Annotated in this window: 21 protein-coding genes; 10 read left to right on the top strand and 11 right to left on the bottom strand. The window is 71.1% G+C overall.

From position 1 onward, the window contains the following. Positions 1-14: 14 nt before the first annotated feature. Positions 15-923: a GntR family transcriptional regulator gene (locus D9599_RS23980; RefSeq protein WP_232480841.1), complete on the bottom strand. Its 909-nt coding sequence runs from the start codon at positions 921-923 to the stop codon at positions 15-17. Positions 924-1028: 105 nt separating this feature from the next. On the opposite strand from D9599_RS23980, the gene D9599_RS23975 reads away from it, so the two are divergent. The 8 genes from D9599_RS23975 to D9599_RS23940 all read left to right on the top strand — a co-directional run bounded on the left by D9599_RS23975 (position 1029) and on the right by D9599_RS23940 (position 9532). Beyond that, entirely contained in the window at positions 1029-2009 is a 981-nt protein-coding gene (locus D9599_RS23975; protein ID WP_198383826.1) for a tripartite tricarboxylate transporter substrate binding protein, read from the top strand. Positions 2010-2038: 29 nt separating this feature from the next. Further along, entirely contained in the window at positions 2039-3064 is a 1026-nt protein-coding gene (locus D9599_RS23970; protein ID WP_198383825.1) for an Ldh family oxidoreductase, read from the top strand. 31 nt (positions 3065-3095) lie between these two features. After that, positions 3096-3869 carry an MBL fold metallo-hydrolase gene (locus tag D9599_RS23965; protein WP_198383824.1) on the top strand — a complete coding sequence of 258 codons (774 nt, stop codon included), beginning with the start codon at positions 3096-3098 and terminating at the stop codon, positions 3867-3869. 379 nt (positions 3870-4248) lie between these two features. Beyond that, complete coding sequence (gene paoA, locus D9599_RS23960) at positions 4249-4899, top strand: aldehyde dehydrogenase iron-sulfur subunit PaoA (RefSeq protein WP_198383823.1); 651 nt, start codon at positions 4249-4251, stop codon at positions 4897-4899. Beyond that, on the top strand, positions 4896-5846 hold the full coding sequence (locus D9599_RS23955) for a xanthine dehydrogenase family protein subunit M (RefSeq protein WP_198383822.1): 951 nt from the start codon (positions 4896-4898) through the stop codon (positions 5844-5846). The genes paoA and D9599_RS23955 overlap by 4 nt, the downstream gene beginning before the upstream one ends. Before the next feature lie 4 nt (positions 5847-5850). Beyond that, the gene (gene paoC, locus D9599_RS23950) at positions 5851-8070 is read left to right on the top strand and encodes an aldehyde oxidoreductase molybdenum-binding subunit PaoC (protein WP_198383821.1); all 2220 of its coding nucleotides are present in this window, start codon (positions 5851-5853) and stop codon (positions 8068-8070) included. Positions 8071-8231: 161 nt separating this feature from the next. Continuing rightward, entirely contained in the window at positions 8232-8792 is a 561-nt protein-coding gene (locus D9599_RS23945; protein WP_198383820.1) for a hypothetical protein, read from the top strand. Next, positions 8789-9532, top strand: a complete 744-nt coding sequence (locus D9599_RS23940) for an endonuclease/exonuclease/phosphatase family protein (RefSeq protein WP_198383819.1) — start codon at positions 8789-8791, stop codon at positions 9530-9532. The genes D9599_RS23945 and D9599_RS23940 overlap by 4 nt, the downstream gene beginning before the upstream one ends. Before the next feature lie 37 nt (positions 9533-9569). Here the strand turns inward: D9599_RS23940 and D9599_RS23935 are convergent, their stop codons facing one another. From D9599_RS23935 to D9599_RS23920, 4 genes are all read right to left on the bottom strand, one after another. Continuing rightward, entirely contained in the window at positions 9570-10595 is a 1026-nt protein-coding gene (locus D9599_RS23935) for an ABC transporter substrate-binding protein (protein ID WP_198383818.1), read from the bottom strand. A 95-nt stretch (positions 10596-10690) separates the two neighbouring features. Then, complete coding sequence (locus tag D9599_RS23930; protein WP_198383817.1) at positions 10691-11563, bottom strand: transglutaminase family protein; 873 nt, start codon at positions 11561-11563, stop codon at positions 10691-10693. Continuing rightward, a complete protein-coding gene (locus D9599_RS23925) occupies positions 11560-13989 on the bottom strand; it encodes a circularly permuted type 2 ATP-grasp protein (protein ID WP_198383816.1) in 2430 nt (809 codons plus the stop codon). The genes D9599_RS23930 and D9599_RS23925 overlap by 4 nt, the downstream gene beginning before the upstream one ends. Then, on the bottom strand, positions 13986-14822 hold the full coding sequence (locus D9599_RS23920) for a transglutaminase family protein (RefSeq protein WP_198383815.1): 837 nt from the start codon (positions 14820-14822) through the stop codon (positions 13986-13988). The genes D9599_RS23925 and D9599_RS23920 overlap by 4 nt, the downstream gene beginning before the upstream one ends. A gap of 191 nt (positions 14823-15013) precedes the next feature. Here D9599_RS23920 and D9599_RS23915 point away from each other — a divergent pair, with 191 nt between their 5' ends. Next, positions 15014-16030, top strand: coding sequence for an ABC transporter substrate-binding protein (locus D9599_RS23915; protein ID WP_198383814.1), 1017 nt, complete (start codon positions 15014-15016; stop codon positions 16028-16030). 9 nt (positions 16031-16039) lie between these two features. Here D9599_RS23915 and D9599_RS23910 read toward each other — a convergent pair whose 3' ends face one another. From D9599_RS23910 to D9599_RS23895, 4 genes are read right to left on the bottom strand one after another with little or no spacing between them, the layout of a single operon-like run. Beyond that, on the bottom strand, positions 16040-16753 hold the full coding sequence (locus D9599_RS23910; protein WP_198383813.1) for a metallophosphoesterase: 714 nt from the start codon (positions 16751-16753) through the stop codon (positions 16040-16042). Further along, the gene (locus tag D9599_RS23905; protein WP_198383812.1) at positions 16750-17553 is read right to left on the bottom strand and encodes an FAD-binding domain-containing protein; all 804 of its coding nucleotides are present in this window, start codon (positions 17551-17553) and stop codon (positions 16750-16752) included. Before D9599_RS23905 ends, D9599_RS23910 begins: the two co-directional genes overlap by 4 nt. After that, complete coding sequence (pdeM, locus tag D9599_RS23900) at positions 17550-18245, bottom strand: ligase-associated DNA damage response endonuclease PdeM (protein WP_198383811.1); 696 nt, start codon at positions 18243-18245, stop codon at positions 17550-17552. The genes D9599_RS23905 and pdeM overlap by 4 nt, the downstream gene beginning before the upstream one ends. Further along, entirely contained in the window at positions 18242-20803 is a 2562-nt protein-coding gene (locus tag D9599_RS23895; RefSeq protein WP_198383810.1) for a ligase-associated DNA damage response DEXH box helicase, read from the bottom strand. Before D9599_RS23895 ends, pdeM begins: the two co-directional genes overlap by 4 nt. A 74-nt stretch (positions 20804-20877) precedes the next feature. On the opposite strand from D9599_RS23895, the gene D9599_RS23890 reads away from it, so the two are divergent. Next, complete coding sequence (locus D9599_RS23890; RefSeq protein WP_198383809.1) at positions 20878-22065, top strand: DNA recombination protein RmuC; 1188 nt, start codon at positions 20878-20880, stop codon at positions 22063-22065. 22 nt (positions 22066-22087) lie between these two features. On the opposite strand, the gene D9599_RS23885 is transcribed toward D9599_RS23890, so the two are convergent. Then, positions 22088-23335 carry an alpha-hydroxy acid oxidase gene (locus tag D9599_RS23885; protein ID WP_198383808.1) on the bottom strand — a complete coding sequence of 416 codons (1248 nt, stop codon included), beginning with the start codon at positions 23333-23335 and terminating at the stop codon, positions 22088-22090. Continuing rightward, positions 23332-24678 (bottom strand): 3-carboxy-cis,cis-muconate cycloisomerase (gene pcaB, locus D9599_RS23880; protein WP_232480840.1); only part of this gene is annotated, 1347 nt, incomplete at its 5' end. The genes pcaB and D9599_RS23885, both read right to left, overlap by 4 nt.

The raw sequence follows: 24678 nt of genomic DNA, 5'->3' as shown, positions 1-24678 counted from the left end.
CCACGGAACGCCGCCTAGCGCCCGGCCTCCAGCAGCGGCCGAGCCGCCGCCATGCTCGCCATGACCGCGCACAGATGCGCCCGCATTGCCTCCGCGGCCTCGTCGCGCCGGCCGGCCTCCAGCAGGTCGAGGATCGCGATGTGCTCTCGTGCTTGGCGGTAGAAGCGCTGGCGATCCACCAGGGTGCGATAAACCAGCAGCCGCCTGACGCGGTTCACCCGTTGAAGCGCCTCCAGCATGAAGGGATTGCCGGAGGCGCCAACGATCGCCTCGTGGTAGCGCACGCCGCGCTCGTAGAGGGCGTCGGACGAGGCCCGCTCGATCTCGCCGGCCAGCATCCCTTCCTCCACGGCGCGGCAGCGGGCGGCGAGGGCCGGGTGGAGCCGGTAGCCGGGCTCGAGCAGGCTCGCTGGCTCGATTGCGAGCCTTAACCGATAGCTAGCCTCCAGCGCGTCCGGCGTGGTCAGCACCGCCGAGAAACGCCAGCCATAGCCGGACCGCCTCTCCGCCCACCCCTCCGCCGCAATGCGGTCCAGCAGCTGCCCGAGCTGGCCGCGGCTGAGGCCGTAACGCTCGCGCAGGGCCGCCTCGGAGACATTATCGGGCAGGCGGCCGGCGAGCCGGTCCTCCGCCATGGCGAAGTAGACAGCCGAGAGGCCATCGGGCTTGCGCCGCCCGCTCAGCGCGGCCGCGGGCGATCTCCCCTCTGCCGCCACGAAGAAGCCGCGGCCCGGCGCCGCCACGACGATGCCGTGGTCGGCGAGCACCCGCAGCGCCTGGCCCACGGGAAAGCGGGACACGCCGAAGCGGTCCGCAAGATGCTGCGCCGGAAGATGGGCGCCGGCCGGCAGCGCGCCGGTGCTCACCTCGTCGGCCAGGGCATGCACGATCCCCGAAACGGTGCTGGTGGGGCTCTCTGACAAGGAAGGGGTCTCCAGGCGCGGCATCATGCACCTCCCCAGCTTCTTGCATTTCAGGCTGACAACATGCAAGATTATTGAAAGACGCTCGAGCGAGGAAGCGACGCCATGATCACCCGCCGCCATCTGGCCGCCACCGCCGGGCTCGCGCTGGCCGCCCGAAGCGCCCGCGCCCAGGGAGGCTTCCCCAACCGCCCGATCCGCTCGATCGTCGGCTATCCGCCTGGCGGCGGCGTGGACATCGTGGCGCGCCTGATCGGTGAGCCGATGCGCGCCGCCCTTGGTCAGCCCCTCGTCGTTGAGAACCGGCCAGGTGCCAGCGCCATGATCGCTGCGCAGGCGGTCGCGAAGGCGCCGGGCGACGGCTACACGCTTCTCTTCGCCGCGGCGGGGGAGATCGCGGCGAACCCGGCCCTCTACAAGGAGCGGATGTCTTACGACGCGGAGCGTGAACTCGCCCCAGTCACCCTCTGCGGCACCGTCCCCTGCCTCGTCGTGGTCCCCTCCAGCCTGCCGGTCCGCACCCCGGCGGAGCTGATCGCCTATGCGCGGGCGAACAAGGGCAAGCTCTCCTTCTCCTCCTCGGGCATCGGAAACCCGCAGCATCTCGCGGGGGAGCTGATGAACCGGATGGCCGGCACGGACGTCTTGCACGTGCCCTATCGCGGCTCAGTTCCCGCGGTGACCGACGTGGCTTCCGATCGGGTGACGATGAGCTTCAGCAGCCTTGGCGCCGCGCTCCCCCTCATCCAGGAGGGCAAGCTGCGCGCCATCGCCGTCACCTCGAAGGAGCGCATGCCGCAACTGCCGGAGGTGGCGCCCCTGCGCGAGGCACCGGGCCTCGAGAACTACGAGCTTGTGAACTGGTTCGGCATCTTCGCCCCGGGCACCACGCCGGCCCCGCTGCTGGAGCGCCTGGCGAGCGCCGCCGAGTCCGCGCTGGCGGAGCCGAGCCTGGCGGCGAAGCTGAACGACCAGGGGATCATCCCCCGCCGCCTCTCCACCACCGCCTTCCGCGCCTTCGTGCAGGAGGAGGCGGGCAAGTTCGCCGCCATTATCCGCGATGCCGGCATCACGGCCGAAGGCTGAGCGCCGCCACCCCTGAGCGAAAGACCAGCATGACCGAGACGACCATCGCCGAGGACGCGCTCCTCGGCCTCGCCACACGCGCCCTCGCTGCCGGCGGCATGCGCGAGGCCGACGCCGCGCTCACCGCCAGGGTTCTCGTCCTCGCCGACATGTTCGGCGTCCGCACCCACGGCATCAGCCGGGTCGCGCAGTATCTCGGCCGCGTACGGGTGGGCGGCATCGACCCGGCGGCGGAGGTGCAGGTCGCGCGCATGGCGCCGGGGCTCTCCATGGTGGACGGCCGCAACGGCATCGGCCCGCTGATCGGCATGCGCGCGCTGCAGGCGGCGACAGAATCCGCGCGCGAGGTCGGGATCGGCGCCGCCTTCGCCCGCGGCAGCAATCATTTCGGCCCCATCCTGCCGTACGCCTATCTCGCGGCAGAGGAGGGTTTCGCGAGCATCATCGCGAGCAACGCCACCACCACCATCGCCCCCTGGGGGGGCAAGGATACGCGGGTCGGCAACAACCCCGTCGGCCTTGGCATGCCCAACCCGGGCGGTGACCCGATCATCCTCGACATGGCACTCTCCGTCGCGGCGCGTGCCAAGATCCGCAAGCTGCTGGAACAGGGCCAGCCCATGCCCGAGGGCTGGGCCGCGGATGCCGAGGGCAAGCCGACCACGGACCCGAAGAAGGGGCTGGAGGGATTTCTTCTGCCGGTCGGCGGCCACAAGGGCTACGGGCTCGCCGTCATGGTGGACCTCTTCGCCGGCCTCCTCTCCGGCGCCGCCTTCCTCACGCATGTGCAGGCCTGGGACAAGAACCCGGAGGCCGCGCAGAACCTCGGCCACGTCTTCATCCTCATCGACACGAAGCGACTGCACGCCGTCGACTGGATGCGCGAACGGATGGCCGATTTCGGCGAGATCCTCCGCAGCACCCCGCCCGCCGATCCCGCCCAGCCCGTGATGGCGCCGGGCGACCGCGAGATGGCGCTGCACGCGCGGGCGAAGCGCCAAGGGGTTACAGTAGGGACCGCCGATCTCGATGCCGTCCGCGCACTGGCCGGCTGAAGCCGTCGCGCAGAGGGGAGGGGAAGAGCATATGTCCTGGACGGTCGAGAGCCTGCAGCAGGGCTACCCTGGAAAGTCGAGATACCACGGCGGCCTTGGCTGGAGCACCATCGGCCTCGCGCGCGGGCCGGAGGGACGGATCGCCGTGCTCGATACCGGCGGCTTCGGGGCCAGGCGGCGCCTGCTGACCCAGCTTCAGGCGGCCGGCGTGTCGCCCGAGGAGGTCACCGACCTCCTCCTCACGCATCTTCACTACGACCACTGCCTTAACTGGCCGATGTTCCCGCGCGCCACGATCCACGCCGGCGCGGCGGAGCTCGAGATGGCGCTCGCCCTGCCGGACGGCGATCCGCTCTACCCCGAGTTCACCATTCGTGAGCTGGCGCGCCATCCCCGGCTGCGGCGCCTCACCGATGGCGCGACGCAACTGCCGGGCATCACCTGCTTCACCGCCCCCGGCCATACGATGCATCACCTCGTCTTCGTGCTGGAGGGCGAGACGCGCACAATCTTTTCCGCCGACGTCGCGAAGAACCGTTCCGAACTGGTCACCGGCCGCGCCGACATGACCCTCGACGCCGCGGCGCACGCGGCTTCGATCTCCCGGCTGAACGCCACCTGGCGGGCGGTGCCGGGGACGGTCCTCCTGCCCGGGCACGACCTTCCATTGCGGCTGGACACCGCGGGAAACATGGTTCCCCTGGCCGAGCGTGCCTGCGCCATCGATGCCTGGTTTGGTAACGCGCTGGAGGACGTCACTCGCTACGACCTGACGGAGAAGGGAACCGCATCCTCTCTGGCCTGATCGGCCCTTCCGCTCGCGTTCCATAAAGACGGCTCAACCGCCGGAGGGCTGCTCGACAGGGCAGCCCTTCGCCTTTCGGGCATCCTGCGAGTGCCGACCAAGCCGACCCCTTTGATGGCCGACGCAGCCTGGGACGACCGGTTGTCCCCCGTTCGTGATCAGCGATGCCGGCGCGCCGTGCGTTAGCGGATTTGAGGAATTCGCGACCTCCTCCGTCGCATGCAGCCGGCAAGGATAGGGGCAGGGCCGCGTCTACAGGATGCGGCCCGAAGCGATGGCAGCGCTTTGCCGATGCGGACGTTCTATCAGTCAGAAGACCCTCGCTGGGGATCGGCACCCTGCTGTGTCGATCAGGCGGGGAGAGGGGTCAGGGCAAGCCATGCAGAAAATCGACGATCTGGAACTTTCCCGGCGCGGGCTCTTGGCCAGTGCGGCGGTGACGGCCATGGCGCCCGCGATACCGGCCGCCGCGCAGGTGCCGGTGCAGGCCGAGGGGGAGGGGACCGCCGCTGTGCCGGTGCTCGCCCGGACCTCGCTGACGGTGAACGGCCAGCAGCGGAGCCTCGAGCTCGACACGCGGACGACGTTGCTCGACGCCCTCCGCGAGCACCTGCGCCTGACGGGCAGCAAGAAGGGCTGCGACCACGGCCAGTGCGGTGCCTGCACGGTGATGGTGGACGGCCGCCGCGTGCTCTCCTGCCTGACCCTGGCCGTGATGCACGACGGCGACGAGGTCACGACCATCGAGGGCCTCGGCCAACCGGACAAGCTGCACCCCATGCAGGCGGCCTTCGTGAAGCATGACGGCTACCAGTGCGGCTATTGCACGCCCGGCCAGATTTGCTCGGCCACCGCCGTGCTGGACGAGATCAGGCAGGGCATCCCCAGCTACGCGACGGCTGACCTGACGGCGACGCCCCAGGTCACCCCCGAGGAAATCCGCGAGCGCATGAGCGGCAACATCTGCCGCTGCGGTGCCTACTCGAACATCCTCGACGCGATCACCGAGGTTGCGGGGAGGCAAGCATGAGGCCCTTTACCTACGAGCGGGCCAGCACCCCCGCCGAGGCCGCCGCCATTGCGGCACACCGGGAGGGCGCGAGGTTCATCGCGGGCGGGACCAACCTGCTCGACCTGATGAAGCTGGGGATTGAGACCCCCGCCCACTTGATCGACGTGAATGGCCTGTCGCTCGACAAGATCGAGCCAACACCGGAGGGCGGGCTGCGCATTGGCGCTCTAGTACGCAACACCGACCTCGCTGCCGATGAGCGCGTGCGCCGCGATTACGCGGTGCTGTCGCGCGCGCTGCTGGCCGGCGCCACCGGGCAGCTACGCAACAAGGCGACCACGGCGGGCAACCTTCTTCAGCGCACGCGCTGCCCGTATTTCTACGACACCGCCCAGCCCTGCAACAAACGCCAGCCCGGCAGCGGCTGCTCGGCGATCGGCGGTGTCACACGGCACCTGGCGGTCATCGGCGCCAGCGAGGCCTGCATCGCGACCCATCCCTCCGACATGGCCGTCGCGATGCGCGCGCTGGAGGCGGTGGTGGAGACGGTCAGGCCCGACGGCACGACGCGCGCGATCCCGATCGCCGAGTTCCACCGCCTACCGGGTGACGCGCCCCAGCTGGACACGACGCTGGAGCGCGGCGAGATCATCACGGCGGTGACGCTGCCCCCGCCGGCTGGCGGCCGGCAGTTCTACCGCAAGGTGCGCGATCGCGCCTCCTACGCCTTCGCACTCGTCTCCGTGGCGGCCGTCGTGCAGCCGGACGGCACGGGACGGGTGGTGATGGGCGGCGTGGCGCACAAGCCCTGGCGCGTCGAGGCGGCCGAGGCAGAACTTCCGCGCGGCGCGAAGCCGGCCATGGCGGCAATCCTGAACGGGGCGAAGCCAATGCCGGACAATGCATTCAAGCTAACCCTCGCGGAGCGAATTCTGACCTCCGTGCTCACCGAGGCGAAGGGCTGAGACGATGAAGTTCGACACCCCCGCCACAGCGAATCCGATCGACCAGCTGAAGGTCGTCGGCCGCCCGCTGGACCGCATCGATGGCCCGCTCAAAACCACAGGCACCGCTCCTTACGCCTATGAACGGCACGACGTTGCGCCCAACCAGGCCTATGGCTTCGTCGTCGGTGCCGGGATTGCGAAGGGCCGGGTCACCGCCATGGATACCGCCGCCGCGAAGGCGGCGCCGGGCGTCATTGCCGTCGTTTCCACCCTCGACATGCCGAGGATGGCCAAGGGCCGGATGAACATCGCCTATCTCTTCGGCGGCGCCGAGATCCAGCACTACCATCAGGCCATCGCGCTCGTCGTGGCCGAGACCTTCGAGCAGGCGCGCGGGGCCGCGGGGCTGATCCGCGTGGACTACGCGCGCGAGCCCGGCCGCTTCGACCTCGCCGCGGTCGCGAAGACCGCCCCGCTGGTGGGCGGCGACAGTGACGAGGGAAGTGGCGCGCCGCCGGAGGACCGCTTCGGCGACTTCGAAGGCGCCTTCGCCGCCGCTCCCGTCCGGCTCGACGAAACCTACACCACCCCGGCCGAGAGCCATGCCGCGATGGAGCCGCACAGCTCCGTCGCCTCCTGGGAGGGTGACAAGGTCACCATCTGGACCTCCAACCAGATGATCGCCTGGGGCCGGCGGGACGTCGCCATGACCCTCGGGATCCCCATCGAGAAGGTCCGGCTCGACTCCCCTTATGTGGGCGGCGGCTTCGGCGGGAAGCTCTTCGTTCGCGCGGACGCGATCCTCGCGGCACTCGGCGCCAGGGCGGCGCGGCGGCCGGTGAAGGTGGGGCTGACGCGCCCGCTGATCGCGAACAACACCACGCACCGCTCGGCGACGATCCAACGCATCCGCATCGGTGCGGGGCGGGACGGGAAGATCACGGCCATCGCGCATGAGAGCGCCTCCCACAACCTGCCGGACGGAAAGCCGGAGACGGCGGTCTCCCAGACGAAGCTGCTCTACGCCGGCGCCAACCGCCTGACCGCCATGCGCCTCGCGGAGCTCGACCTGCCCGAGAGCAATGCGATGCGCGCGCCCGGCGAGGCGCCGGGCCTCATGGCACTCGAGATCGCGATGGACGAGATGGCCGAGAAGCTCGGCATCGATCCCATCGAGTTCCGCATCCTGAACGACACGCAGGTCGATCCGGAGCACCCCGAGCGCCCCTTCTCGCAGCGCCAGCTCGTCCAATGCCTGCGGCAGGGCGCGGAGCGCTTCGGGTGGAGCCGCCGCAGCGCGACACCCGGGCAGCGGCGCGAGGGCCAGTGGCTCGTCGGCATGGGCGTCGCGGCTGGCTTCCGCAACAACCTCCTGACGAAGTCGGGCGCGCGCGTGCGCCTGGACAAGGAAGGCGTGGTCACCGTCGAGACCGACATGACCGACATCGGCACGGGCAGCTACACGATCATCGCCCAGACGGCGGCGGAGATGATGGGCGTGCCGATCGGGAAGGTGGTCGTCCGCCTCGGCGACTCCGACTTCCCGGCCTCGGCCGGGTCGGGCGGGCAATGGGGCGCCAACAACTCGACCGCCGGCGTCTACGCGGCCTGCACGAAGCTGCGCGAGGAGGTTGCGCGCAAGCTCGGCTTCAACTCGGCCGATACGGTCTTCGCCGACGGCATGGTCCGCGCCGGCAACCGCGAGGTCCCGCTCGGCCAGGCGGCGGGCGAGGAGGGCCTGGCGGCGGAGGACGTGATCGAGTACGGCGACCTCGCCAAGCGCTACCAGCAGTCCACTTTCGCTGGCCACTTCGTCGAGGTCGGCGTGGATGCGATGACCGGCGAGACACGGGTGCGCCGCATGCTCGCCGTCTGCGCCGCCGGGCGCATCCTCAATCCCAAATCCGCGCGCAGCCAGGTGATCGGCGCGATGACCATGGGCGTGGGCGCCGCGCTGACGGAGGAGCTCTCTCTCGACAAGCGTCTCGGCTTCTTCGTCAACCACGACCTTGCGGGCTACGAGGTGCCGGTGCACGCCGACATCCCGCACCAGGAGGTGATCTTCCTCGACGAGGTGGACCCGATCTCCTCGCCCATGAAGGCCAAGGGCGTAGGCGAGCTCGGGCTCTGCGGGGTTGGCGCCGCCATCGCCAACGCCATGCACAACGCGACCGGCATTCGCCTGCGCGACTACCCGCTGACGCTCGACAAGCTGCTGGACAAGCTGCCGCAACCGGCGTGAACGGCCGGGGGAGGGGCCTTGTCCTTCCCCTGTTCCGCTCGACGGGCAGGAAATCCCCCGTCGAGTACCCCCGCCGGCCGGAAGGTGCCCGCGCGGATCAACCCTGCCCCCATGCCCGCGTTCAGCGATTCAAGCGGCCGGCGCCGTGGGGAGAAACGGGCTTGGCTCTGCTGACGCGCGACGACATCCGCCGGCAATCCCGCCTTGCCTGGTTCTGCCTCCTTCTCCTCGCCGCGATGTCCGCCTGGTTTTGGTCGCTCGACAAGCGCAACGCCTCCATGGGCGTGCTCGTCTCGCTCGTGGGCTGCCTGGGCCTCATCCTACCCCCGCGGGAGAGGATGGAGGTGCTGCCGGCCCGCCTGCGCGCCCTGCCGCGCGCCCTCGACTGCACGCCGATCCTCGCGACGCTCCTCAGCAGCCCCGGCTACGGGCTGAACTGGTTCTACGGCGAGAACCCCTATGACGAGGTTGTCCACCTCTTCAGCGGGGCCATGGCCGGGGCCGTCTTCGTCGCGCTGCTGCTGGCGGACGGCCGCCCCCGGCGGAGCGGGCGGATCGTCCTCGCCGGCACCGTCTTCGGCCTTCTGCTCGGCTGCACCTGGGAGGTCTTCGAGGCGATCACCGGCCTCATCGGCGATTTCACCGACACCTGGACGGACATCGTGCTGACCACGCTTGGCGCCACCGTTGCGGCGATGGTCCTGGCGCGGCGGGCGGAATGAGGCACGCGCCACCCCCGCCGCCCGGCCGGCCGATGCTGGTTGCTACCTATAACGTCCATCGCGGGCGCCCGCCCGCGGGGCTCTTCCGCCCGGAGGGCATCGCCCGCGTCATCGCGGAGATCCGCCCAGACCTTATCGCGCTGCAGGAGGCGCAGCACTACCTCCGCCGCGACGCCCCGATGCTGGATGAGGATCATCTGGCGCAGGAGGCGGGTTTGCGCCCTCTCCGGCTGCACGACCGCCCGCGCGAGCAGGGCTGGCGCAGCAACCTCGTCCTCATCCGCCGTGACGCGGCGGTGCTGCGGCCGCCGATGGGCCTGCGGATCGGCGGCATGGAGCCGCGGGGCGCGATCATGGCCGAACTCGACCTCGGCTGGGGGCCCTTCCGCGTGATCGCGACACATCTCAGCCTGGGCGCCGCGCGCCGCAAGCGGCAGGCGCAGGCCCTGCTGGCGGCGATGGAAGCCGGCCACGGCGCGCGCCTACCGACGGTCCTGCTCGGCGACTTCAACGAGTGGCGCCTCGGCGCCTCGGCCCTCGGCGTGCTGCAACCGGTCTTCGGCACGCCGCCGCAGGTGCCGACCTTCCCGTCCTTCCGGCCATTCCTCAGCCTCGACCGGATCATGGCGCATCCCGCAGGGCTGATCGGGCCAGCGGAGGCGCATGACACGCCGCTCGCGCGCCGCGCCTCGGATCACCTGCCACTCAAAGCCAGGGTGTCGCTTCCGGCAGTTGCGTAGAGGCCGCGGCCCGGTTGGGGCCGCGGCCGGCGCTTTGTCAGCCGATCTTGCGGTCGGCCGCGGGCGGCAGGAAGCGATCGGTGAACATGTCCCCGACCTTCGGCGGGTTGGACACCCCATAGGCCTCGGCGTTCACGCGAATCAGCGTCTCCGCGCGCGCGTTGTCGAGCACGCCCGTCCCGCCCGCCTTCACGTTCGGCGTCAGGATGGAGCGCTCGTAGGTCATGCCCCAGCGGCGCTTCTCCAGCGCCTCGTCGAAGAGCGGCTCACGCTTCTTGAGGGAAGCCATGCCGGCATCAGGCTCGGCGATGAGCATCTTCAGCCCCTCGACCGAGGCGCGGACGAAGCCGGCGGCGACCTGCGGGTTCTTGTCCAGCCAGTCGGCGCGAGCGACGAGGGCGCTGCCATAGATATCGAGGCCGTTCTCGGCATAGGGCCAGGCCACGATGTCGCTCTCCGCCGTGCCGAGGCCCACAAGGTTGAAATAGGTGGTGAAGAGGAAGCCCGTCACCGCATCCACCTGGCCCTGGGCGAGCATCGTGTCGCGCAGGTTGGCGGCCATGCTCGTCCACCGGATGCCCGAGGCGTCGATGCCCGCCACGCGCGAGAAGGCCGGGAAGAGCATACGGCTTCCCTCGCCCTCGGGCGCACCGAGGCGCTTGCCGGCCACGCCCTTCGGCGAGGCGATGCCGGACTTCTTGAGGGTGATCAGCGCCGCCGCCGTGCGATCCAGCACCTGGTAGAAGCAGACGAGGCGCTTGTCCGGGTTCTCGGCGTTGAACTTCACCATCGTCGAAACATCGGTATAGCCGACATCATAGGCGCCGGACGCCACCTTCACCGTCGTGTCGCCCGAGCCGAAGCCGCGGTCCATGCGGAGGTTGATGCCCTCGCGACGGAACACGCCGCGGTCGTCGGGCAGGGAGAACATGCCGTGGTTGCCCTGCAGCGCCCAGTCGAGGGCAAAGCGAACAGGCGTCGCGGTCTGCGCGCCGGCGGGGCGGATGGCCGGCATCGCCAGCCCGGCGGCGCCGGCGGCGAGGAGGGTGCGACGAGAGAGCATGGGCGGCGTTCTCCGGTAAGTCTCAGTTATGTGACCTGGCGCCGGTATCGCCCGGCGCGAGGCGAGCGTCCATGCAGGATCGATGCCGATGCGGCTCAGCCCGCCGACACCGATGCCTCGTCCATGTCCACGCCAACGCTGACGGAGTGCCTACCGCCGCCCAGGATGACGCCGAGCAGGGGGGAGACGTCCCCGAAGTCGCGGCCCCAGCCGAGAACCACGTGCTCCTCCGCGACGAAGAGGCTGTTGGTGGGGTCCATCTCCACCCATCCCGCCTCGGGGCCCATCCAGGCGGCCACCCAGGCATGGGACTGGTCCACCCCGACCCGGCGAACCCCGCCCGGCGGCGGGCGCGTGCGGATATAGCCGGAGACGTAGCGCGCGGGGATGCCGAGCATCCTGAGGCCGGTCACGAGCAGATGCGCAAAATCCTGGCAGACCCCGGCCCGGCGCCGCAGCACCTCCTCCACCGGCGTGGAGACGGTGGTGACGCCCGCGCGGAAGGCCATGTGGTCGCGGAAATGCGCGATCAGCTCCACCGCCGCCTCCCCGACCGGGCGCCTTGGCGTGAAATAGGGGGCAAGGAAAGCTTGCGCCGCCTCCACGGGCGGCAGGGTCGGGCTTGGGAAAAGGAACTCCGCCACCTCCGCGCGCGCGAGGGCAAGGCCTCGGATCGCCTCCCAGGGCGGGGTCACGGCCGACAGTGGCGCGGGCGCCGCCACCTCCAACGTGGAATCGGCGGTCACCGTCAGCCTTGCGTGCGGCCGATCGAGGTAGAGCCAGGCGGTCGGGTTGCCGAAGTGGTCCAGCCCCTCGCTCCGCCGGGCCGGCTCGAGATCGCAGGACAGCGACGTGTTTATCACTCGCTGACGCGGCAGGGGACGCGGCGTCAGGTGCAGCAGATGCGTCGCCATCTCCACGGGCAGCTCATAGGCATAGGCCGTGACATGGCGGACCCGGTAGATCACGCTGCGCCCCGCACGGGTAATTCCGCCGTATCCACGCCCAGCAGCCGCGGCGCCGCGATGAGGGTGAAGTAGCGCCGCCCGATCGCGTCCGAGAGGGCTCCGACCGAGTCCTCCAGTGCCAGCAGCCGCGGCGAGAGGCGGGTCGCGGCCAGTGCGGCGTCCGAAGCCTCCGCCACCTCCGCCGCCATCGCCTCGCCTTCCCGCCGCAGCCGCCCCGCCCAGCCCGAGAGCGTGGGATCGCCGCCGCCCTCGACCCCCGCCAGCAGCGCCTCCGCGGCGGCAAGCTGGAAGACGAGGCCGCGTGGGTTCGCCGGATCCGCCATCACGAGGTCCAGCGCCGGTGCTGGCTGCAGAAGGTGGAGGTAGCGCGTGCGATAGGTGATGACGGAATCGCAAAGCTCGAGCGAGAGGGCGAGCGCGCTCTCCACCCGCGCCGGCGGCTCAGCCAGCAGGTGCCCGAGAAGCGCCGCGACGCTCGCCCCCCGTTCCAGGCGACGACCGAGGTCGAGGAAGGTGTGGGCGCCGCCGCGCACCATGTTCTCCGCCGCCACACCGGCCACGCCCGAGGCGTAGCGCACAAGCCCACCGAGTGCCGCCCCCAGCGCCGCGGGAGTCGCGGCCTCCATCAGCGCGGCGCGGCAGTCGCGCAGCGGCAGGGTAAAGGCGGCGTGCATGTCCCCGGTCAGCCGATCCCGCGTACCCTCGACCAGTCGAGCGACCTCGCCCGTCAGCCGGTGAAGCCGCCCGCCGCCGCGCCCCGATTGCAGCAGAGCGCGGCGCAGCGCGGCGTCGTCGCCCGAGGTCGGCAGCTCCTCCTCGGTAATGAGCTTCGCATCCAGCAGGCAGCGCGACAGGGCCGCGACCTCCGCAAGGTCGCGGGGCAGCATCGGCGCGCGGCCCAGCCGGGTCATGGTTGCCCGCATCAGCCGCGCGGAGTCGTCCAGCCGTTCCACGTAGCGGCCAAGCCAGAAGAGGTTGTCTGCCACGCGCGAGGGCAGGTCACCCGCCGCGCGGCGGATGGAAAGCGCCGATACCTGCAATGCCCCGGGCCCGCGGATCTCCGCGCCATCCTCCGACAGCACCCAGACATCCTTCGAGACCTCGCTGGAACGCCCCTCCGCATCCGCCACCCGCGCAAGGCCGCCCGGCAGGCAGCGCCAGCCCGCACCGTCGTGCAGCAGGAAGAGCCGCAGAGCGATCGGCCGCGGTTCCAGCCTCTCCCCGACCAATGTGGGCGCGAGCGAGGCGGCAACCCGCGCCACCGCCGCCCAGCCCCTCGGGTCGCCCTCGGCTTCCGCGGCGCCAACGCCTGCCTCCCCGGCGCGGCGCAGGGCATATCCCGCGGGCGCGGCCTCGTACCGTGCAAGAGAGGCGGGATCGCCGAGCCAAAGCGTTTCAACGGAGGGCAGCGCCAGTTCCTCGCCGAGGAGGTCGCGGCAGAGCGTGGGCAGGAAGGCCGGCAGGGCAGGGGCCTCGGCCAGCCCGGCGCCCGGATGGTTGTGCACCGAGAGGTTGCCCGCCCGCACTGCGTCCAGCAGCCCGGAGACGCCGAGCGCTGTCCGGCCACCCAGCTCCAGCGGGTCCAGCAACGCCCCCGCCACGCGGGAGAGAAGCACGCGCACCGGCTGCAGCCCGCGCAACGTCTTGAGGAAAAGCGCCCCGCCCCGCGCCGTCAGATCGCCGGCCTCAGCGAGCGCGCAGGAGAGGTCGCGGGCCAGCGTCACGTGCTCCGCCCAGTGCGGGTGGCCGACACCAGGCGTCAGCAGGGCCACGGTCGCCGCCCCCGCGGGCTCAGCGCCCGCCGCGCGCTGAAGGACATCCCGCCAGGCGTCTATGAAGGGGCGCAGCGGGCGCATCTGCACGGCGCGCGCACATTCCGGCAGGGTCCGCGCCATGTGGGAGCGGTTGGCATAGGCCTGCGCCAGCCCCTCCATCGAGACCACGCTGTCCCCCGCGACGCGCCAGCGCCCGTCCACCCCGCGGATCAGGTCGGCGGCATAGAGGTGCAGGAAGGGCCCGGGCACGCTGTTGCAGCAGGGCCGCAGGAAGGCAGGGTTTGGAAAAACAAGGTCCGGCGGGATCGTGCCGGCCGCGATTAGGGATTGCGGGCCGTAGAGATCGGCCAGCACCGCCTCCAGCAGCCGGGCGCGCTGCGCTAGGCCCGCCGCCAGCTCCGCGAACTCGGCGCCGTCCAGCAGCAGCGGCACCGGGTCCAGCCGCCCGGCGGCGCTTCGCCCGGGCGAGGCGGGGGAGGGAAGGAGCCCGGCCGAGCCCTCCTCCTCGAAGGCGCGGTCGAGCAGCCGCGCGCGGGCGGCGAGCCCGCCCTCCGGCAGGCTGGAGAGAGCGCCGAGCAGCCCGCGCCAGCGCGGCCGTACATGCCCCCTGCCGTCGACCATCTCGTCGACCGGATCGGCAGCGCCGCTCACGCGGGAGCCAGGGTAAGGGAGGCGGAGAAGTCCACGCCGCAGGCCTCGTGCGTGCCGCTGACCGGCGCTGCCAGCCGCGGGTCGGAGGCGGCGGAGAGCGGCAGGTGGAATTCCGCCGCGAGCAGTCCGGAGGTCGGGTCAAAGCCTACCCAGCCCGCGCCGGGTAGGAATGCCTCCGCCCAGGCGTGCAGCTCCGCCGTCCCTTCGTTCGTGTCGAGGAGATAGCCGGAGCAGAAGCGGGCGGCGATGCCCATGGCCCGGAAGGCCTGCACGAGCAGCCAGCCGGTGTCGCGGCAGGAGCCCTCGCCGCGGGAGACGACTTCCTCGGCTTCCCAGATGCCCGGTTCGTCCCGGCGGATGTAGCGGATCTCCCCGGCCACCCGGCGAGCCAGCGAGAGCAGGGTCGGCAGGGTCTCGTCCCCTTCCTCCCGCGCCTCGGGCAGGAGGCCGATCAGCCCGGCGCCCGCCGCCCCGCACCGCAGATTCGGCGCCAGCTCGGCGGCCAGCAGCGGCTCATAGGTGAAGGGCCAGCGGTCGGCGCCGTCCTCCAAGAGGAAGGCGAAGGGGTTCACCGGCACCAGCTCCGCCTCCAGCACCGCCGTGATGGTGAAGTGCTCCACGCGCCCGTCGAAGACCGCCCGCACCTCCGGGTTGCCCTGCGGGTCGCGCCGGTGGAACAGCCGGTGGCTCGCGGGCTCCACCGTCAGCGCATGGCGCCGGATCACGGCGGCCGCGTGGGGGGCGGGCGAGAGCCGGATCGTCTGCGGCCCCAGCAACACCGGCCGGTCATACCGATAGGCGGTGACGTGGGTAAGGGTGACGGCGCTGGCCATGCGGGGCGGAAGATGACCTCTCGGTTGCGGGGGCGCGCAGCATAGCCACCGGCGCGGCGGGGGATAGCCCGCATGGCTTCTCCGCGGCCCTGGCGCCGGGCCGGCCCCCCATGGCATCAAGGCTGGCGCGCATCGCGGCGGGCACTGGGCCCGCCGACGGAACCGGCAATCCAGGCACGGAGAAGCGGCCCATGGGCACGAAATATGTCATTCAACGCCGTGCCCTGCTGGCCGGCGGCACTGCCCTCTCGCTCGTTCCGGTGCCGGGTGCGCGCGTTTCGGCCCAGGTGCTGGACAAGGTGCTCTTCCAGACGGACTGGCGCGCCCAGGCCGAGCACGGCGGCTACTACCAGGCGGTCGCGAACGGCATCTATCGCCGCTACGGCATCGACTGCGACCTGCGCCAGGGCGGCCCGCAGCAGTCGCCCGCGCAACTTCTCGTCGGCGGGCGGGCGGACATGATCATGTCCAACCCCTTCCAGGCCGTGAACTACGTGCGGGAACGGATCCCCTTCCTCTGCATTGCCTCGATCTTCCAGAAGGATCCGGTGATCCTGATGACGCATGAGGAAGCCGGCATCAACGGCTTCGAGGACATGCGTGGCAGGCCGATCATGATGAGCGCGGCCGGGCGCGTCACGCACTGGCCCTTCCTGCGCGCCCGCTTCGGCTTTAGCGATTCGCAGATCCGCTCCTACACCTTCAATCTGCAACCCTTCATGGCTGACAAGGGCGCTATCCAGCAGGGCTTCGTCTCGTCGGAACCCTTCGCGGCCATGCAGGCCGGCGCGCGGCCGCGCGTGCATCTCCTCGCGGATGCAGGCTACGAGGCCTACAACACGACGATCGACATCTCGCGCAAGATGGCCACAGAGAAGCGGGACCTCGTGCAGCGCTTCATCGACGCGACGATAGAGGGATGGAGCGAGTACATGAAAGGCGAGGACATCGGCGCCGCGAACGCCCTCATCCAGGCCCAGAACGCCGAGATGCCCGCGGACAAGATGGCCTATGGCCTTCGCGTTATGCAGGAGCGGAAGATCGTGACCGACCACGAGGCCGCGATGCTCGGCATCGGGGCCATGACGCACGAGCGTTGGGCGCGCTTCTACGAATCAATGCGCGACTACGGCGTCTATCCCGCCGGGCTCGACATCCGGCAGGCCTATTCGCTGGACTTCGTGAACCGCCGCATCGGCCTCGGCTGACCGCCCGGGTTACCAGGGCAGGTCAACCCAGGAGAGATGGCCGCCCTTCCCGGCGCCCGTGTCCATGAACACGGCCGCCCCGCCGCCGGCGCCCACCTGCATCAGGGGCCGTCCGTTGGCGCTGCGCACCTCGTGGCCGCAATAGATGGTGAAGCCCTGGGGGATGCGGTCCACCCAATCGTGCAGGCGTTCGGGATAGCCGTCCTCGCGCATGCGGCTCGTCACCTGGCCGAAGATGGCGCGGGGCACCAGGCCCTCCGGCTTCCGCGCGCCCGCATCCGGCGGAGAGACCGCGTGCAGCATGCGCGGGTGGAAGCCACCGTGCACGAAGAGCCGCTGGTCGATCCGCAGCCAGGCAGGCGCCCGGCCGATCTCGAGCACCGCCCGCCGGCGCAGCGCCTCCGCATCGTCCGCGGCATCGATCTGCTCGAGCGTGCGGCCGAGCCCGTTCGCCTCAATCCGGATCGTCGCCCCTTCAAGCGCGCGCCGCAGCTTGTGGTCATGGTTGCCGAGCACGAAGAGGCCACGTCCCTCCGCCCGCAGCGCGAAGGCCCGGCGCAGCACGCCCGGCGCATCCGGCCCACCATCGGTGAGGTCGCCTAGCTGGATGAGGAACAGCCGCTCCGCCTGAGCGCCGTCCGCGGCCGCGTGGAAAGCCGCGGCCTCCCCATGCACGTCGCCGACGACGCGAATGCCCTCGAAGCGGTCGCGCAACTCCCTCAACCCGCTTCCTCCTCGTACAGGACGCCGCGGGACGTGGCGCGCAGTGCGGCAAGCGAGCGGGCGCTCCCGGCCGCGAGCTCCACCACCGGGTAGGGATAGGCGCTTTCCTCCGGTCCGGTGGCGCGGCGAACTGCCTCTGGCGCCTCCCGGGGGCGGTAGATGAAACGCGAGGGCATTCGGGCCAGCTCCGGCAGCCAGCGGCGCACATAGGTGCCCTCCGGGTCGAACTTCTCCCCCTGCGCCACCGGGTCAAAGACGTGGAAATAGGGCGAGGAATCCGTCCCGCTGCCCGCGACCCACTGCCAGGAGGCGCCGTTGTTCAAGGGATCCGCGTCCATGAACCAGGCGAAGCCGTCCCGCCAGGGCTGGGGAAGGCGCTTCACCAAGAGCGAGGAGGCGATCATCCGCACCCGGTTGTGCATCCACCCATTCCGCCAGAGTTGCCGCATGCGGGCGTCCGCGACCGGATAGCCGGTTCCCCCGCGATGCCAAGCGACAAGCAATTCCTGGTCCGGCACAAAGGGGAAAGCGGCGAAGCGCTCCCGCAGCGCGCTCCGCGTCAGCTCCGGCCGATGCCAGAGGAGGTGATGCGAGAACTCCCGCCATGGGATCTCGCGTAGGAGGGGAAGGGCCGCCTCACCGCCAGCCCCTCGAGCCTCCGAGCTATAGCCGAGGTCCCCCACCGCCGCGTCGTCGAGCACGAAGACCGGCAGCACCGGCCCCTCCGCCGCCGCGAGCGGGGCGGTGTTGCCGGCCAACCGTACGTCCTGGCGAGACCGGACGATCGAGGGCGCCATCATGCCGCGCTCTCTGCCCGCCGCCGCATCGGGGGTAGGGGCACGCTGTGCAGCCGGTCCGTGCCGAGCATGAAAACCCGCCCGCCCCGCGGGAACAGCCCGCCCAGGGCGGGGTCGCGCATGTCCAGCCCGCCGGTATAGGCGCCGAAGGCCGGGAGGATGACGCGGCGCCCATCCGTCGCGAAGCATGGGCGGCTCACGGGCCCGGCGCGGGTCGCGAGCGTGGCCTTAGGATGGAAGTGCCCGCTCAGCTCGCCCATGGCGCGCGGATCGGCCTCGTGGCGGAAGGTGAGCGGACCATCCGTCATCGCCTCCACCGCAATACCCGGCAGCCCCTCCGGCGCCACCGGGTCATGGTTGCCGAGCACCCAAACGACCTCCTCCACCGCACCGAGGATGCGGACGAGGGTGGCGCAGTCTGCCGGCGCCATGCGCTGGCAGCCCAGCGCGTCGTGAAAGCTGTCGCCCAGCAGGACCAGACGCGCCGGCCCGTAGCGACGCACGGCGAGCGCGAGCTTCGAGAGCGTCTCCCGCGTGTCGTAGGGCGGCACGAAGAAGCCGCGTGCGGCGAAATGGCTGCCCTTTTCGAGGTGCAGGTCCGAGACCACCAGCGTGCGCCGCGCCGGCCAGGAGACGACGCCGGCGGGGTCGAGCATCAGCCGCTCCCCCGCGAGGTGAAGGGGGGCGGCGGTCACGTCGCGGGCCTCCCGTCCGGCAGTTTGGCTGATCGCACGAAGCGGCGCGGCGGGGGACGGCGCTTTCTGTCCTGTCGTCTGGGTCGGTCCACCACCCCGGAACGCACGCGCAGCCCTTCCGTCACCTCCGAGAGCACATCGGCGAAATGGTCGGCGCCCCCGGTCGCGTCGTCCACCAGGGCGGCGGCCTCGGCCAGCAGCGCGTCCTCGGCGCCGCCCGCCACCCATTCGCGCCCCTCCTCGATAAGGGCGGGGACCGCGAGCGGCGAGACGCGGTCAAGGCGCCGGATCCGGATGGCGCCTCTGATGCGCGCCAGCAGGGTCGCGATGCGCCCGACATCGGTAAGCCCCGTCGCGGCCTCGGCGCGGGTCGCGCGGAGGAGAATATGGTCGGGCTCGTGCCGCCGCAGCACGTCGTAGATCAGGTCGGAGTTCATGCTCATCTGCCGCCCGGACTTCTCGGCGCCGGGGTGGTTCTTCTCGATCAGGCCCGCAATGGTCGCGATGTTCCGGAAGGTGCGGCGGAGCATGGAGCTCTCCGCTATCCACTCCTCCAGCTCCTCGCCGAGGATGTCCTCCTCGAAGAGGCGCTCGGGATCGGCGGGCTCGAAGGCACTCCAGGTGGCGAGCACGTAGTCGGTGCCGAGATAGCCCATGGGACCGTAGCCCAGGCGCTCCATCCGCTTCGTCACCAGCATCCCCAGGGTCTGGTGCGCGAGACGCCCCTCGAAGCAGTAGGCGACCATGAACCAACGCCCGCCGCGCGGAAAAACCTCGATCAGCATCCCGTCCCGCTGGGGCAGCTCGGAACGCCGCTGCTGAAGCCGCAGCCAGTCCCGCACCGGCTCGGGCATGGCACGCCAGCGTCGGGGATCGGCGAGGATGGAACGCACCCGGAGCGAAAGGTTGGTCGAGAGCGGCAGCCGCGCGCCGGCATAGGCGGGCACGCGCGGCTCACCCTCTCCGCCGCGGGTGACGACCATGGTGAGGGCGTCGATCCCCTCGTAGCGCAGCGTCTGGCCCGCGAAAATGAAGCAGTGCCCGGGCTCGAGGGTGGAGGCGAACCACTCCTCCACCTCCCCCAGAACCGGGCCGCCGCGGATACGCACCTTCAGCATCGGCGTGTCGACGATCGTGCCAAGGTTCATTCGTGCCTGGCGGGCCACGCGGATGTCGCGCACGTGCACCAGGCCCTCGGCATCCCGGAACAGGCGCCGGAACCGCTCATAGGCCCGCAGCGCGTAGCCGCCGTCCTCCACGAAGCGGAGCACGTCGTCGAAATCCCGGCGAGTGAGGGTCGCGTAGGCCCCGGCGCGCGTGACCTCGGCGTATAGGTCGTCCGGGTGGAACGGCGCCTGGCAGGCCATGGCGAGGACGTGCTGCGCCAGGACGTCGAGCCCGCCCGGCCGCGGCGGCTCGCCGTCCAGCTCGTGGGCCCGCACGGCCTCGGTGGCGGCGACGCACTCGATCACCTCGAAGCGGTTGGCCGGTACCAGCACGGCGCGAGAGGGCTCGTCCATCCGGTGGTTCGCCCGCCCGATCCGCTGGAGCAGCCGCGCCACGCCCTTGGGTGCGCCGACCTGGATCACCTGGTCCACCGCGCCCCAGTCGATACCGAGGTCGAGCGAGGCGGTGGCGACCACCGCCCGCAGCTTCCCCGCGGACATGGCGGCCTCCACCTTCCGCCGCTGCTCGATCTGAAGCGATCCGTGGTGCAGACCGATCGGCAGGTTGCCCTCGTTCAGGCGCCAGAGGGCGGCGAAGATCAGCTCCGCCTGGGCGCGGGTGTTGACGAAGACGATGGTGACGCCGGCGCCCTCGATCCGCTCCAGCACTCGTGGCGCGGAGGCGATGCCCATATGCCCGCCCCAGGGCAGGTGCCCCGCCGGCAGCATGAGGTCCATCACCGGCTCCGCGCCGCCGCGGCCGACCACGAGGCGTACGTCCTCCGCTCGCGCGGTGGGGGAAAGCCACGCGCGGAGGGCATCCGGATGCGCGACGGTGGCCGAAAGCCCCACGCGCCGCAGCCCCGGCGCCAGCAGATCGAGCCGCGCCATGAGAAGCGAGAGCTGGTCTCCCCGCTTCGTGCCGGCCATGGCATGGGCCTCGTCCACCACCACCGCGCGAAGCCCGCCGAACAGTTCCGACGCCTCGGGGGAGGAGAGAAGGACGGCCAGGCTCTCCGGCGTCGTCAGCAGGATCTGCGGCGGGGTCTGGCGCTGTCTGGCGCGGCGGTTCTGCGGCGTGTCGCCCGTCCGGGTTTCGATGCGGATGCCGAGGCCCATCTCCTCGACCGGATCCATCAGGTTGCGGGCGATGTCCACGGCCAGCGCTTTGAGGGGGGAGACATAGAGGGTGTGCAGCCCTTCCCGCGGGTTCCCGTGCAGGTCAAGCAGCGTGGGCAGGAAGCCCGCGAGCGTTTTGCCGCCGCCCGTCGGCGCGATCAGCAGCGCGCTCTCACCCGCGCGCGCGGCGCGCCAGAGGGCTAACTGATGAGGGCGCGGTGTCCAGCCGCGCGCGGCGAACCAGCCCGCGAAGGGTTCCGGCAATGTTCCCATGGGCCCCCCGTATATGGCATGGATCCGGATAACGGCGAGGCCCCGCCCCGCGTGACGAGTGCTGAAAGACCCGCATGGCTGACCTGGCGACGCTTCTTCCCCTCATCCTCGCCGGGCTGGCGCTGCTCGGGGTGGCAGTCCTCCTGCTGCGCCGGACCGGCGGGGACGAGGCGCTGGGGGCGCTGGCCGGCAAGCTCGACGCCCTGGGCGCCGCGCAGGACCGTCAGGGCATGGCCGTTGCCGAGCGCATGGCCGCGACCGAGCGCGCCCTGGCCGACCGCCTCTCCGCCACGACCGCCAGCCTGACCGAGACGCTGACGAGCGCGCTCGCCCGTCAGAACGAGCGCTTGGCCGCGCAGGAACGCGCGCTGGCGGACCGCCTGGCCGGGCAGAACGAGCGACTGGGCAAGGTGCTGAGCGACAATGCCCTGCGCGCCGAGGAGACCGCGGGGAAGATTCATGAGCGACTGGCCGTGATCGACGCGGCCCGCGCAAATATGGAGGCGCTGGGGGTGCAGGTGGGAAGCCTGACGCAGATCCTGGGCAACAAGCAGTCTCGCGGCGCCTTCGGGGAGGTGCAACTCCGGCAACTGGTGGAGGACCGCCTGCCGCCGGACGGCTTCTCCTGGCAGCACACCCTCGCCAACCGCACGCGCTGCGACGTGCTCATCCGCTTGCCCTATCCGCCCGGCCCCATCGCGGTGGACAGCAAGTTCCCACTCGAAGCCTGGCTCGCCGCCCGCGATGCCGCGGACGACGCCGCGCGCATCGCCGCCACGAAGCGCTTCGCCGCCGACGTGACGCGCCACGTGGATGACGTGGCCGGCAAGTATATCTGCCCCGGCGAGACGGCGGAGGGCGCGCTCATCTTCGTCCCCTCCGAAGCCATCTACGCCGACCTGCACGCCGCCCACGCGCCCGTGGTGGACGCGGCGGCGCGGCGGGGCGTCTACATCGTCTCCCCCAGCACGCTCTGGGCCGTGCTCGGCACCATGCGCGCCCTCATGCAGGACGTGCGGATGCGGGCGGAGGCCGGCCAGATCAAGAACCAGGTGGCCGAGCTGATGAAGGACGTGTCCCGCCTGGAGGAGCGCGTGACGCGGCTGCGCAAGCACTTCCTCGACATGCAGACGGATGTGCAGCAGATCGAGATCACCACAGGCAAGATCACCCGCCGCGGTGTCGCGATCGAGGCGCTGGAGCTGAGCGACCTGCCGGCGATTGGGGCGCCCGTCGCCGCGCTCTCGCCGGCCCCGGACTGACGCGTGGGCGGCGCCCGACCAATCAGGCCGGGGCGCCGCCCACCCGCATCAGGTGCTGCATCCCGACCTCTGTCGGAGATTGGCAGCCGAGAAGCGCCAGGTTCCGGTCGATTTCTGAGGAGAGGATGGAGATGCCGTGGCGCACCCCTGCCTCTCCGCCGACCGCTGCGGCGTAGAGGAAGGGCCGGCCGACGAAGACGAAGTCCGCGCCCATGGCGAGCGCCTTCAGCACGTCCGAGCCGCGGCGGATGCCGCCATCCATCATCACCGTCATCGCGCCCGCCGCGGCGCGCACCTCCGGCAGGGCGCGGAAGGCGGAGATAGCGCCATCGAGCTGCCTCCCGCCGTGGTTGGAGACGATGACGCCGTCCGCGCCCTCCTCCGCCGCGCGCCGCGCGTCCTCCCCGTGCAGCACGCCCTTCACCACCAGCTTGCCTTTCCAGCGGCGCCTGATGAGCGCGAGATGCGACCAGTTGAGGTGGTCCCGCGCGCCGAAGTCGCGTTCAACGTTGCGCGCGATGATGGGGGCGCCACGTGTCGCGTAGGAGTTCTCGAAATGCGGCATGCCGTGGCGCCGCAATGTCGGCAGCATGGTATCCAGCAGCCAGCGCGGACGGATGGCGCCGTCCCAGGCAAGGCGAAGCGTCGGCTTGAGCGGCGTCGAGAACCCGCTGCGCACGTTGTTCTCGCGGTTGCCCATGGTGGTGGTGTCCACCGTCAGCAGCAGCGTGCCAAAGCCGGCGGCGGCCACGCGATCCACAAGCCCGAGGATGCGCGCCTCCTCGCCGGGCAGATAGGCTTGGAACCAGCTCCCCGGCGCTTCCCGCGCGATCTCCTCGAGCGGGATAAGGGACGATCCACTCATGATCATCGGAATGCCAGCGTCGCGCGCCGCGTGGGCGAGGACGAGGTCGCCGCGATAAGCCATCATCGCGCTGATGCCCATGGGCGCGATGCCGAAGGGTGCCTTATATGTGGTGCCGAAAAGCTCCGTCGCCATGCTCCGGCGGGAGACGTCGATGAGGTAGCGCGGGCGGAAGGCCCAGTCCGCAAAGACGCCGCGGTTATCCTTCAGGGAGGCATTCGTCTCCGCGGCGCCCGCGATGTACCCGAAGAGCGGGCGCGGAAGCTTTCGCCGCGCCGCCGGCTCGAAGTCGTCCAGCGCCAGGATCGGGCGCAGGACGCGCGGGAGATCCTTCGAGACGGTGCGGTAAACCGATTTCGCGGGCGGCGGAACGGGCGCGGCCCCGTTGCCGTCGGGCGGGCTCATGCGAGGCGCGCCAGCACGCGGTCCACGAACAGGCCCGCGCTGCCGAGATAGGTGGAGGGATCCGTAATGCGCTCGATCGCTGCCGCGTCCAGTCGCGAGGAAACGGCCGCGTCCCGCCCCAGTGCCTCGGCCAGCGGCACGCGCTCGGCGAGCGCCACGTCGCATGCATGGTGCACGGCGTCGTGCGCAGCGCCACGGCCGAGCATCGGCGCTAGTCCCATCATCACCGCCTCCGCCATGATCGCACCGCCCGTCGCCTCAAGGTTCCGCCGCATCCGCGCCGCGTCCACCGTCATGCCCTGGGCGATCTGCCGCGCCTGGTCCAGCGCTCCATGGGTAAGCAGCAGTGCCTGCGGGATGGCCAGAGGCTCCGCCTGCCACGGGCCGGTGCCGCGCTCGTGGTCGAGCGCCATGGCAGACATCACCTGCGGCACCAGCGCGTGCACGCCGCGCCCCTGGGCAAGCACGTATTCGCAGGCGATCGGGTTGCGCTTCTGCGGCATGGTGGAGGAACCTCCGCGCCCGGCCTCGTGCGGTTCGAAGACCTCGGCCACTTCGGTCTGCATGAGCAGCATCACGTCCGTCGCCATCTTCGAGAGCGATCCGCAGAGGATGCCGCACCAGGAGATCGCCTCGGCCAGCGTATCGCGCGCGACGTGCCAGGGGATCTCCGGCACCGCAAGGTCGAGCTCCCGCGCCAGCGCCTCCGCCACGGCCGGCCCCTTCTCCCCAAGGGAGGCGAGGGTGCCCACCGCGCCGCCGAACTGCACGCGCAGCAGGCGGGGCAGCAGCGCATCGAGCGTCTCCCGGGCGTTGATCAGCGGCGATAGCCAGACGGCGCATTTATAGCCGAAGGTCACGGGCAGAGCGTGCTGCAGGTGGGTGCGCCCGGCCATCACCGTGTTGCGGTGCTCGCGCGCTCGGGCCGCGAGCGCCGCAACGGTGGCGTCAAGATCGGTGCGGATAAGGGCAAACGCCTCCCGCAGCGCGAGCACGAGCGCGGTGTCGAGGATGTCCTGCGTGGTGGCGCCCCAGTGGGTCCAGCGCGCCGCCTCCTCCCCGGCCAGCGCGCCGAGTTGCTTTACGAGCCCGACTACTGGATAGCCGGTGTTGCGTGTGGCGGCGGCGAGCTTCGCAAGGTCCAGCCTGTCGGCGGTGGCCGCGGCGGTGATCGCCCGCGCCGCCTCCGCCGGCACGATCCCCAGCCCGGCCTCGGCGCGGGCCAGCGCCGCCTCCACGTCCAGCATCCGTTGGAGAAGCGCCATCTCCCCCACGGCGCCGCGCATGGCATCGGTGCCGTAGAGCGTGCCCCAGACCGTGCTGTCCGCCGGATTGACCGCCAC

Origin of the sequence: Roseomonas sp. KE2513 (assembly GCF_016107305.1) — a bacterium.
Taxonomy (GTDB): Bacteria; Pseudomonadota; Alphaproteobacteria; order Acetobacterales; family Acetobacteraceae; genus Roseomonas.
This window is presented reverse-complemented; position numbering and strand designations above follow the sequence as displayed.